This is a genomic window from Bacillus sp. JKS001846 (genome assembly GCF_900176455.1).
In the GTDB taxonomy this organism is placed as follows: Bacteria; Bacillota; Bacilli; order Bacillales; family Bacillaceae_G; genus Bacillus_A; species Bacillus_A cereus.
The window spans coordinates 5294637-5306314 of the sequence record NZ_FWYG01000001.1 but is presented as its reverse complement, the minus strand read 5'-3'; the positions used below and the strand labels follow the sequence as shown (position 1 = coordinate 5306314).

Below are 11678 nucleotides of genomic sequence, written 5' to 3'. Positions count from 1 at the left end.
TTTACTAACAGTGTACAAAAATAAAAATTATAAAAAGAGAAACAGTGATGAATTTTACATAACTTTTACATATATACACAGTTCTTTACAATTGGAGTAAATCCTCTACAATTGCTCCGTCTGTTTCACCTAAGTGTAAACCGAGTAGTCTAGCGATAGTTGGACCTTCATCAATAAGTCTCATATACGGGACGGTAAATCCACTTTTTATTCCTTTCCCAGCAGCGATAAAAATTGTTTCATAGTTAGGTTTTGTTGGAGAGTATCCATGCGTACCAAATGTATATTTTTTACTAGGCGTAACATCTTTTTCAGTAATTTCTTTTATAAAATCTCCTGTATAGTTTTCAGTGAAATAATACCCTTCTCGTGCTTCTAACATGAATAAACAATTACCGTCTGCACCGCAGTCTTTGGCAGCTTCATCATGAAGTATAAATTCAATTCCGTTTTGTTTATTTTGAAGTAGTTCTTCAAGGAGTAGTTGTACCTCCCGGATTGTATCCGTATCATTTTTGTCCTTTACATATACATAGGCAGAGCCGTCGCAACTTTGGCAATAGGCTTTCCAGTCTACTAATTTTCCTTTTTTATTAAGAGATATAAGTCCTCTTTGATGGAATAGCACATTTAATTGGATGGATTTGTTTTCACTTAAAGCGCTATGATCACCAAGGGCAATAATTGTACTTTCTTCGTATAGGTTACTTTCTTTTAGTGCTTGAATAATTTTCCCTAGACGTTCGTCGTGTCTCTGGATAGCAGCTGTTGTTTCGTTAGATTCAAAGCCGTGATAGTGTCTTTGTGTGTCTAGATCGGTGAAATGTACGAACATGACATTAGGCTTTTTCGTCTGGATTGTATGCACAGCAGAGGCGAGGACGAAATCATCCAGCTCTGGTTGTGATAAACCATTTCTTATATGGCCGAAACGACGATTTAAATCTAATTGGTATAGTGGGCTACCGCTAAATAAGGAAACTAACACTTGATTTTGCCAAGGTCTATTGGGGAAAATTTCTGGTAAATTGTAATCGATGTTCGCTCTTCCAGTAACAGGCCATAGAAGGGCAGCTGTCGTTAAATTTGCTTTGCGCGCTTCATCATACAATGTTGTTCCTTTTATTGATTTTCGGTACCAATGCCAATCAGGTGATTCACGCCCTGGTTGAAGTAACGTATTGCTAACAACACCGTGCTTGTTAGGGTAATTACCAGTTACGATTGTTGAGTGGCTTGGATATGTTACAGAAGGATAAATTGGTTCTACTTTTTCGACAACCGTGCCCTTTTTTATTAGAGATTGGAAATGAGGTAGTTTTTGTAGTATAGGAAAATCTAAAGCTGATAAACAGTCGAATGATAAAATAATGACGTGGTTTGTTAATGCTTTATCCATAAAGTTCCCTCCTGATTATATAAAACTTATTATTATATATTACTATTAACACCTAGTAATAAATATATATTTTTAGGTGAAAATTTATTATTTATTTTCAGAAAAATTAAACATATAATTAAGTATAAGGGAATCTATGGAAGGAGGAAACACTATGGATTGGTTAGATGGATTTGGTATTTTTTACATCATTGGCGGAATCACGATTATCCTTGTATTTACTATTTCATATTTACTAAAGAAACGGTTTCCAGACAAACAGTTTGATATTATATTTGCACTTAGTTTAATACTTCTTTGCTTAGCGTCCTTTCCCGTTACAATGATGGTTATTGGTGGGTGGGAAGGAATGGGATATGGATTTATTGGTTTCTTCGTCCTAATTGGTACACTTATCGGTATGATTGCACATCAACTTGTGAAAATTACGCGGAAAAGCTACGTATAAAACTACAAAAAATGAAAAGGATATATAAAAATAAGAAAATTAGCTATTGTTTTAAAAAAGAATTTGTATTATGATAATCAACAAATTTATTTCGTTATAACGATGAAAAAGGACTAGTACATGTTCAACCTTTTTAGCAGAGAGAGAATCCGTCAGGCTGAAAGATTCTTAAAAAGGCAATATGGAACCTGCCTTTGAGTTCTGCATATGCAGCGGGAATTTCCCGTTATCAAAAAGAGAGCATGCGCAATTTTTGTGCATGAATCAGGGTGGTAACGCCGGCAAAGCTCGGTCCCTATTTAGGGACGCGGGCTTTTTTGTATTTTCTAGAAGGAGGAAGACTGACTATGGCAAAAGAACAAGTGCAAGCCATTACGAAGATGGAAGAGGACTTTGCGCAGTGGTATACCGATATTGTAAAAAAAGCCGAACTTGTTGATTATTCAAGTGTAAAAGGGTGCATGATTTTACGTCCGTATGGCTATGCCTTATGGGAGAATATGCAGAAGGTGATGGATGAGAAGTTAAAAGGAACTGGCCATGAAAATGTATATATGCCAATGTTTATCCCAGAGAGTTTATTGCAAAAAGAGAAGGATCATGTTGAAGGATTTGCTCCTGAAGTAGCATGGGTTACGCATGGTGGAGATGAAAAGTTAGCGGAAAGACTTTGTGTACGTCCTACATCTGAAACTTTATTCTGTGAGCACTTTTCAAAAATTGTGCAATCCTATAATGATTTGCCAAAGTTATATAATCAGTGGTGTTCAGTAGTTCGTTGGGAGAAGACAACTAGGCCGTTCCTTCGTACGACTGAATTTTTATGGCAAGAGGGTCATACAATCCATGAAACGGCAGAAGAATCGCAGGCTGAAACATTAAATATTTTAAACTTATATGCTTCTTTCTGTGAGGATTATTTAGCAATACCAGTTATTAAAGGACAAAAAACAGAAAAAGAGAAGTTTGCTGGAGCAAAGGCAACTTATACAATTGAAAGTTTAATGCATGATGGAAAAGCACTTCAAACAGGAACCTCTCATAACTTTGGCACGAATTTCTCAGAAGCATTTGATATTAAGTTTTTAGATCGTAACGGTAAGTGGCAATATGTGCACCAAACATCTTGGGGTGTATCAACAAGAATGATAGGCGGGCTAATAATGGTTCATAGTGATAATAATGGACTTGTAATGCCACCAAAAGTCGCTCCAGTGCAAGTTGTTATTGTACCGATTGCTCAGCATAAAGAAGGAGTTTTAGCAAAAGCAATAGAGTTACAAGAACATATTCAAAAGGTTGCACGAGTAAAAATAGATGCTAGTAATAAAACACCAGGCTGGAAATTTAATGAGTATGAAATGAAGGGGATTCCAATTCGATTAGAAGTTGGCCCTAAAGATATTGAAAAGAATCAAGTTGTACTTGTAAGAAGAGACACGAAGGAAAAAGAGTTTGTACCAATGGATCAATTAGAAGAACGTATTCCAGCATTACTTGAAGAAATTCATATTGCTTTATTTGATAAAGCAAAAGCATTTCGCGATGAGAATACGTATGTTGCGACAAATTTCGAAGAGATGAAAAAAATAGCTGACGAAAAGCAAGGCTTTATTAAGGCAATGTGGTGCGGGGAATTAGCTTGTGAAGAAAAACTAAAAGAAGAAGTTGGAGTATCTTCACGTTGTATGCCTTTTGAGCAAGAGCATTTAGCTGAAGAATGCATTTGTTGTGGTAAAGAAGCTAAACAAATGGTGTATTGGGGAAAAGCGTATTAATACTTTTTCTGATAGGTGATAAAAAGGACTTTGGGCTGCATAATAAAATGCAATCCAAAGTCCTTTTTAGTTTTATAAAGTATTTCATGTATTCTTTAGATGGAAGTATGTTGCTCTTATTTTACGTTTTTACGACGAATAAACAGTAACATACCAATTAGGAATATTGAAAGACCCATTAAAATAGATATAGGGTAATGCGTTGCGGTATTCGGTAATTTATCACCTTGTTTTTTCGTATTATCTTTTACATTACCCCCTTGAGAACCGTTGCCCTCCTGAGAATTGCTATCGCCTTTAACACGATTGCCACCTTGAGAGCCATTACCGCCGTGTGAGCCACTGCCACCAGAACCATCGCCACCAGAACGGTTACCACCAGAACCGTTACCGCCAGAACCGCTGCCACCAGAGCCGTTGCTACCAGAACGGTTACCACCAGAACCGTTATCGCCGGAACCATTGCCGCCAGGGCCACTGCCACCGGAACCGTTATCGCCGGAACCACTGCCACCAGAGTCATTGCCACCAGAACCACTGCCACCGGAACCATTACCGCCGGAACCGTTGCCGCCATCGCCACCAGAACCACTGCCGCTAGAACCGTTGCCACCAGAACCGTTACCGCCAGAACCACTGCCACCAGAGTCATTGCCACCAGAACCGTTACCGCCAGAACCACTGCCACCGGAACCGTTGCCGCCATCGCCACCAGAACCACTGCCGCTAGAACCGTTGCCACCAGAACCGTTATCGCCGGAACCACTGCCACCAGAGTCATTGCCACCAGAACCACTGCCACCGGAACCATTACCGCCGGAACCGTTGCCGCCATCGCCACCAGAACCACTGCCGCTAGAACCGTTGCCACCAGAACCGTTATCGCCGGAACCATTGCCGCCAGAGCCACTGCCATCAGAACCGTTACCGCCGGAACCATTGCCGCCAGAGCCATCGCCACCAGAACCGTTTTCACCAGAACCGTTTTCACCAGAGCCGCTGCCACCGGAACCACTATCGTCCTGAGAACCGTTATTTCCTGGAGGTTTATTATTATCCTTTGAGTTTCCTTCTGCAAAATGATCGCTATTTTGTACAATAGCGTTTGTTAATGGTTGGAAGTTTTCAGTTGCAGCATTACCGATATTTAAACCGCTAAAAAAAGATAGAGAGAGTGTTGATGCTAAAATGAAGATTTTCGTCATGGTTTTCCTCCTAAGAAATGAATGTTCCATCTAAAATACATCCCTTTGTAATATTTCTTAGGAAAAAGAGTTTTATGCAAAAAAAACTATATATAGAAAAAGGTGGTATATTTGTCAAAGCAGAAAAGAGTTAATGTAGATTTCCTACAAATAGGTGGAGAATTTACATTCATAACGGTAGAGGAAGTGGCAGTAGATGAAAGAGTATATAGCGTTTGATATTGGCGGTACGCAAATTAAGTATGGCATTATTTCAGAAGCAGGGAGAGTATTAAAGCGTAAAACAGTTGCAACAGAAATTCACTTAGGCGGAGAACAAATTATTCAAAAACTCATTCTTTTATCAAAAAAATTAATGAATGAACATACTATTGCCGGAATTGGTATTAGCACTGCGGGAATTGTTGATATTAATAAGGGAATTGTGACGGGAGGCGCGGATCATATTCCGGGATATAGTACTATTCCTATTATTGATAGATTGCAAGAGATATTAAAAGTTCCAGTATCGATTGACAATGATGTGAATTGTGCAGCGTTTGGAGAAAAGTGGAATGGTAGTGTAAGAGAGAAAGAGAACTTTATTATGCTCACCATTGGAACAGGAGTTGGGGGAGCAATTTTTATAGATGGAGAATTGTACCGAGGACATTCATTTAGTGCTGGTGAATGGGGGAATATGCTAATAGAAGGAAAAACGTTTGAAGAGGTTGCTTCGATTTCAGGATTAATTCGGCTTGTAAGAAAATATAAAGGCAAAGGCGAGTGGAATGGGAGAATAATTTTTGAGTTGTATGATAAAGGAGATAGAGAAGTTGCTCAAGCAGTTGGGATTTTCTTTAAACATTTGGCAATCGGAATTAGTAATCTTGCTTATATTTTTAATCCAGAAACAATTATTATTGGGGGAGGAATTACCGATAGAGGAAATGAGTTTTTAAAAGAAGTAAAAGAAGAGGTCAGTAAATACTTAAATCAAGAGATTTATAATAATTGTGAGATTGAACTTGCACAAAACGGTAATTGTGCAGGAATGATTGGTGCTATTTACCACTTATTACATCATCATAAGTAAATTATATGAATGTTTTCATATAACTGAGAATTTATCCTTTTTATCAATAGGTAAATAATGCTACAATATAAGAGAAGAATACAATATTTTCCGATATGGAAAATGCTTTGTAGAAAGGGAGAAACTTCATGCCTATTATTTTAGAAAAAGGTCAAAAGATCGATTTAACGAAAGGACAACCAAAAGTAGCAAAACTACAGGTTGGCTTAGGCTGGGATCCAATTGGGCAATCAGGTGGATTTCTGTCTTCATTATTTGGAAGTAAACCAAATATAGATTGTGATGCATCTGTTGTTATGTTAGAAGGAGATCGTTTTTTAAACAAAAATGATTTAGTTTACTTCGGAAACAAACTTTCTACTTGTGGTAGTATTATTCATTCAGGAGATAATTTAACAGGTGAAGGCGAAGGTGACGATGAAACAATCTTTGTAGAATTACATAAAGTCCCAAGTCGTATTAACCGTTTAGTATTCGTTGTAAATATTTATGACTGTGTAAACAGACGTCAAGACTTTGGTATGATTCGTAACGCTTATATTCGTATTCAAAATCCTCATACAGGTGAGGAATTAGCACGTTATAATTTATCAGAAAACTATGCTAGTAAAACAACTTTAATTGCAGGAGAAATGTATCGCTACGAAAATGAGTGGAAGTTTTCAGCAGTTGGAGAAGGCACGCAAGATAAAAACTTAAGTGAGATTGTATCACGTTATCAATAGGATAAACTAAGGAGGAATTTTTAAATGGCATCTATTTCTTTAAAAAAGGGACAAAAGGTAGATTTAACAAAAACAAATCCAGGTTTATCAAAGGTACTTGTAGGGCTTGGCTGGGATACAAATCGTTATGATGGACAAGCTGATTTCGATTTAGATGTTAGTATCTTTTTAGTAGGTGCGAACGGTAAAGTTTCAGGAGCAGAAGATTTCGTTTTCTATAATAATCCCAAAGGTGCGAATGGTGCTGTAGAGCATTTAGGAGATAACCGAACTGGTGAAGGCGAAGGCGATGATGAAGCGATTAAAATCGATTTAAAAAATGTTCCTGCTCACATCGAACGTATTTGTTTCACAATTACAATTTATGATGGAGAAGGCCGCAGCCAAAACTTTGGTCAAGTTTCTAACTCATTCGTACGTATTCTCGATGAAGAAAAGAATGCAGAGTTAATTCGTTACGATTTAGGAGAAGATTTCTCTATTGAAACAGCGGTAGTAGTAGGTGAATTATACCGCCATGCAGGTGATTGGAAGTTCAATGCAATCGGAAGTGGATTCCAAGGTGGGTTAGCGTCTCTATGTAATAACTTTGGTTTAGATGTAGAGTAATAGATTCAATTTATATATCCATTGGTGAAATGCATGTTTACTGATGGGTATATTTTTAAAGATAAAAATATAGAGGTGAATATAAATGGCTATTCAGTTACAAAAAGGACAGAAGATTGATTTAGGTAAGACGAGTCCTGGTTTAACAAAAGCAGTAATTGGTCTTGGATGGGATATTAAATCTTATGATGGCGGAGACGATTTCGATTTAGATGCATCTGCTTTTTTATTAGATGCGAACGGGAAATGTACGAAGGAAACTGATTTTATCTTCTATAATAATTTAAAGTCTCCTTGTGGATCAGTTTTACATACTGGCGATAACAGAACAGGTGAAGGCGAAGGCGACGATGAGCAACTTGTTGTAGATTTGAAAAAGGTTCCAGCAGACGTTCATAAAATTGCTATTACAGTTACAATTTATGATGCGGAAGGCCGTAATCAAAACTTTGGACAAGTAGGAAACGCATTCGTTCGTTTAGCGAATGAAGAGACGAACGAAGAAGTTCTTCGTTTTGATTTAGGGGAAGACTTCTCTATCGAAACAGCAGTTGTCTTTTGTGAATTATACCGTCATAATGGACAGTGGAAGTTTAATGCAGTAGGAAGTGGATTCCAAGGTGGTTTAGGTGCGCTTGTAAGAGCGTATGGCTTGGATGCATAGAAAGGAAACGATATTCGTTTCCTTTTTTTGACCTTTCTATAAATCTAGCAAAGAATAGGGGATAAAGGTAAGATGAGTATTTTGCAAGGAATCCTTGATACGTATGCTCAGTTTTTCGACTTGGACATGTGGATTAAAGTGTTGCAAGATCCAGTATCTTGGGGATTAATTGGTACACTTGTTGTACTTGAAGGGTTGTTATCTGCTGATAACGCACTTGTGTTAGCGGTAATGGTAAAACACCTTCCTGAAGAGAAACGTAAAAAAGCATTATTCTATGGACTTATTGGAGCTTATATATTCCGCTTTATTGCAATTGGAATCGGAATGTTCTTAATTAAATTATGGTGGGTAAAACTTCTTGGTGCACTTTACCTTGCTTGGTTATCAGTAAAATACTTTATTGATAAGCGTAAAGGTGCAGGTGAAGAAGAGGAAGCTCATGGTATGAACCAAAACAGTATTTTCTTCAGAATGTTCGGTGTCTTCTGGGGAACAGTTGCAATGGTCGAATTAATGGATATCGCATTCTCTGTAGATAGTGTACTTGCTGCATTTGGTGTATCTAATGAAGTTTGGATTTTATTATTAGGCGGAATGCTAGGTATTTTAATGATGCGTGGTATTGCCGGTGTATTCTTGAAATTATTAGAGCGTATTCCAGAGCTTGAAACGACAGCATACATTTTAATCTTAATTATTGCATCGAAAATGTTACTGTCTTTAATCGAGATTGAGATTAGTCATACACTATTCTTTATTATTTTAGTTGTAGCATTTGGAGCAACATTTATAATTCACTACATGAAGAATTCTGGACAAGCTAAAGAAGAAGTTGCAGCTACTAAAGAAGATAATAAATAATTGAAATGGGTTTGCTCGTTTTGCGAGCGCCCATTTTTTATAACAAAAAATAGTTTATAATAGAAGAAGGACTTAGAAAAAACGTAACTGTTTTTGGAGGTGAACTGTTGTGTTTTCACGTTTTACACTTCAACCATATGCATTAAAAGATGAATCAGATTTAAAGCAATTTGAAACGCTTTTAGAAAAACGTCCACAATATGAACTGACAGAGAATGAGATGAAATTTAGTTATATAGCATGTCGAATCCTTGGCGTTCCTAATGATGTAGATGAATATTTTAATGAACTGTTTGATTATAGTGAAGCGAAAGGAATCGAAGTTTTACACGAACAAAATTTAAACAAAGTGATTGATTCGGAAAAGCTTCGTCATATTCAAGAAGTGTTCGGATTACATCAAGAAGCACCAAATGGTCTGACAGTAAATAGGTTAGTTGCACACTTATCTGGGAAACAACTTTTACCGAAAGTAGACAATCCTGATTTACAGCATTACATACATACGACGTTTATTTCACTATTGAAATTATATGAGAAACAACATAATCAGTCGTTAAAGACAGAAGGCTTCCGTCGTTTCTTAATCGACATAATTAAACTAAGCGAAAATTATGTAGCAAAGTGGTTTTCTACGATTAATTATAAGAAACAGATGCCGCGTATCGTTTGGTATGGTGATGCACAGGAAAGCCGTATATATTTCTTATACTTTCTTATTATGCTCGGTTGTGATGTGCTTTATTATCACCCAGAAGGAAAAGATGGATTTGAGAATGTTGATGAAGAGGGAAGGACCTTTATTGTGTCTCATCCAGGCCGTATTTCTCTTGAACCATTTCCAGATCGCCGCCGCGAGCGTGTGGCAACAGTAGCGTATCAAGCTTCAAAAGAAATTGAGCAAGTACTTCACCACGATAATTCACTGCTGTACAAGCCGTGGCAATTCCGTTCCTATACGCCTGTAGCTCGTACACTAAAAACAACATATGATGAGCTCTTTTTAATTACGAAAGAAAAGGCGTTTGTACGCCCGACATTCTTTGTTGAAAATAAACATATTTATATCCCTTCTTTATTTGCGAAAATATCAGGCGTTTCAAAGAATGATAAAGAGTATTTTCAACGATTAAAGGCTGTTACATCATTTGATAACAGTATACTAGTTAATACATTCCCATTTACGAAAGAGCAAAAAGCAAACTTCCAATATCATTATCGAGATGCATTAGACCGTGGGGGGAAATTACATCCTGATCTAATTATGAATAGCCATTGGTGGCCGCATAAGCGTTTACCGGAAGGTTTACAACATGGGATTGCAGAAGCGATTATCCATACGTGTGAAAGTGAAATGTGCAAACCAATTGCGAAAGAGACAAAACAAGATGTAGCGCTATATGTTTTCGCGCAACTTTCTCAAATACCACCGAATATTTTAGAACAGCTTGAGAAATTTGATTATTCACAAGATGTGCCGAAAATTGTTATATTTAATAATGAGAAGAGTGGAGAGTTAACTCGTTCTGATGCTGTTTTATTACTATTTTTAAATCAAATTGGAGTAGATGTATTCCATTTCAATCCAACGGGAAGAAACGATATTGAACCGTATATTGAAGCGGGGGCATTTGATTCCCATTGGCTTGAAGAGGTTAATTTCGATCTTGAGTTTCATAGTTCATCAGCCTATAAAAATTTATCACAAACAATAAAAGGACTATTTCGTCCATTTTTATAAGGAAAGGGAGAATACCATATGAATAACCCAGTCGTACTAGATCCGAAAACAGAATTAAATGAGCAAACAGCACAAGATGTTCGCTTGCAACTTAGACAAGATGCGGATGTACAACGTATTTATAATGCGGTAGATATTAAAGATCAATTAGAATTAATTGAACTTGGAAAAGAACCTTCTATGGAAATTTCACGTTTTGCTGATCAAATTTTACATACAATGTCATTATCAAAGATAGAAGATTCTGGTGAATTATTAAAACAGCTTGGTAAAATTATGGACAGATTTGATAGCAAAGACTTTGCGGAAGAGAAAAGTGGTTTCTTCTCACGTATGTTCAAAAAAGCGGATAAAATGATTGAACAAATCTTTAGCAAGTATCAAACGATGGGCCGTGAAATTGATAAAGTGTATGTGGAAATTACGAAGTACCAAGATGAGATGAAAAAATCAATTGGTACGTTAGATGGCTTGTATGAGCAAAACTTAAAATATTATTTAGACTTAGAGAAGTACGTAGTAGCAGGAGAAATGCTATTAGAGCGTTTAAATACAGAATTAGTTCCGATGTATGAAGAGCGTGTGCGTAATAATGATCAATTAGCAGGTATTGAATTAGAGTCGCTTAAAAACTCGGTTGAAATTTTAGAGCAACGTATTGATGATTTAGAAAAAGCGCGTATGGTTGCACTACTTACAGCACCACAAATTCGTATGATTCAACGTGGTAATAATAAATTAATTGGTAAAATTAATACAGCATTTATTACAACGATTCCGATCTTTAAAAATGGTATCATTCAAGCGGTAAATGCGAAGCGTCAAAAGCTTGTTGCAGATTCTATGGCTGAACTGGATCGCCGTACAAATGAATTACTTAAGAAAAATGCACAAAATATCGCAACGCAAAGTGTAGAAGTAGCGAGATTATCAGGTTCTTCTAGTATTAAGATGGAAACACTTGAGGAAACTTGGAACATTATTTCAAGAGGTATGCAAGAAACACAACAAATTGAAGAACAAAACAAACGTGAGCGTGAAGAAAGCCGCAAGCGTATGGCTACATTAACTGAAAACATTAAAAAAGAATTACAAGGATAAAGTGAAACTTTAATCAGTGGGGTTTTGTTCATCCCCACCGATTATTAGCCTTCACCAATTGGACATTTA

At 36.9% G+C, this 11678-nt stretch carries 11 protein-coding genes and 1 other annotated feature; of the genes, 9 read left to right on the top strand and 2 right to left on the bottom strand.

Annotated features, from left to right (window positions below; all coding sequences use genetic code 11):
* Positions 1–85: 85 nt before the first annotated feature.
* Positions 86–1399 (bottom strand): alkaline phosphatase family protein, encoded by a 1314-nt coding sequence (locus B9A45_RS28200; protein WP_000356418.1) that lies wholly within the window; start codon positions 1397–1399, stop codon positions 86–88.
* A 154-nt stretch (positions 1400–1553) separates the two neighbouring features.
* Between B9A45_RS28200 and B9A45_RS28195 the strand changes: the two genes are divergently transcribed.
* Entirely contained in the window at positions 1554–1847 is a 294-nt protein-coding gene (locus B9A45_RS28195) for a YesK-like family protein (protein ID WP_000383858.1), read from the top strand.
* A 93-nt stretch (positions 1848–1940) separates the two neighbouring features.
* Positions 1941–2147, top strand: a binding site (T-box leader).
* 47 nt (positions 2148–2194) lie between these two features.
* On the top strand, positions 2195–3625 hold the full coding sequence (gene proS, locus B9A45_RS28190; protein ID WP_001040992.1) for a proline--tRNA ligase: 1431 nt from the start codon (positions 2195–2197) through the stop codon (positions 3623–3625).
* A 116-nt stretch (positions 3626–3741) separates the two neighbouring features.
* Here the strand turns inward: proS and B9A45_RS28185 are convergent, their stop codons facing one another.
* Entirely contained in the window at positions 3742–4830 is a 1089-nt protein-coding gene (locus B9A45_RS28185) for an LPXTG cell wall anchor domain-containing protein (protein WP_084065546.1), read from the bottom strand.
* 196 nt (positions 4831–5026) lie between these two features.
* Here B9A45_RS28185 and B9A45_RS28180 point away from each other — a divergent pair, with 196 nt between their 5' ends.
* The 7 genes from B9A45_RS28180 (at position 5027) to B9A45_RS28150 (ending at position 11609) form a co-directional block, all read left to right on the top strand.
* Positions 5027–5905, top strand: coding sequence for an ROK family protein (locus B9A45_RS28180; protein WP_084065545.1), 879 nt, complete (start codon positions 5027–5029; stop codon positions 5903–5905).
* A 128-nt stretch (positions 5906–6033) separates the two neighbouring features.
* On the top strand, positions 6034–6630 hold the full coding sequence (locus B9A45_RS28175) for a TerD family protein (protein ID WP_001121578.1): 597 nt from the start codon (positions 6034–6036) through the stop codon (positions 6628–6630).
* 24 nt (positions 6631–6654) lie between these two features.
* Positions 6655–7239 carry a TerD family protein gene (locus B9A45_RS28170; protein WP_000146720.1) on the top strand — a complete coding sequence of 195 codons (585 nt, stop codon included), beginning with the start codon at positions 6655–6657 and terminating at the stop codon, positions 7237–7239.
* 85 nt (positions 7240–7324) lie between these two features.
* Entirely contained in the window at positions 7325–7903 is a 579-nt protein-coding gene (locus tag B9A45_RS28165; protein WP_001007532.1) for a TerD family protein, read from the top strand.
* A 72-nt stretch (positions 7904–7975) separates the two neighbouring features.
* On the top strand, positions 7976–8767 hold the full coding sequence (locus B9A45_RS28160) for a TerC family protein (RefSeq protein ID WP_000025688.1): 792 nt from the start codon (positions 7976–7978) through the stop codon (positions 8765–8767).
* A gap of 109 nt (positions 8768–8876) precedes the next feature.
* Entirely contained in the window at positions 8877–10508 is a 1632-nt protein-coding gene (locus B9A45_RS28155) for a YceG family protein (protein WP_084065544.1), read from the top strand.
* An 18-nt stretch (positions 10509–10526) separates the two neighbouring features.
* Positions 10527–11609 carry a toxic anion resistance protein gene (locus B9A45_RS28150; protein ID WP_001064409.1) on the top strand — a complete coding sequence of 361 codons (1083 nt, stop codon included), beginning with the start codon at positions 10527–10529 and terminating at the stop codon, positions 11607–11609.
* Positions 11610–11678 lie beyond the last annotated feature (69 nt).